Raw genomic sequence first — 462 nt, 5'->3', positions numbered from 1 at the left:
CCTCGGCGCGTGCGGCGCCGTTGGTGGGATAGACCCGCCGTCTGATCCGCTCGCGTTTGGTCAGGCCGAAGACGCTCTCCACGGGTGCATTGTCGTGGCAGTTGCCTCGCCGACGCCTGCTGCACACCAAGCCATGCGACGCCAGGAAACTCTGCCAGTCCTCGCGGTGTAGACCGCACCTTGGTCCAAGTGAACCAGGCAACCGGATGTGGGTTTGCGCCGCCAGACCGCAGACAACAAGGCCTGCACGACCAACGCGGTATCGGCCCGATCACGCATCGCCCAACCGACGCCCTGCCTGGAAAACAGGTCCAGCACAACGACCAGGGACATCCAGCCTTCATACGTGCGGATGCACGTGAAATCGCTCGCCCAGACCGTGTTGGGCGCAGTCACGTCGAACTGCCGATCCAGCAGGTTGGTCGCCGCTGCGCACTCGGACCCGCCATGGACGCGTGGTTT

At 64.7% G+C, this 462-nt stretch carries 1 pseudogene; it reads right to left on the bottom strand.

Annotation, left to right across the window (positions count from 1 at the left end):
- Window positions 1-462 (bottom strand): annotated as a pseudogene (locus XpopCFBP1817_RS21180) (IS3 family transposase); the annotation flags it as partial.

This window comes from Xanthomonas populi, from assembly GCF_002940065.1.
GTDB classification, from domain to species: Bacteria; Pseudomonadota; Gammaproteobacteria; order Xanthomonadales; family Xanthomonadaceae; genus Xanthomonas; species Xanthomonas populi.
This window is presented reverse-complemented; position numbering and strand designations above follow the sequence as displayed.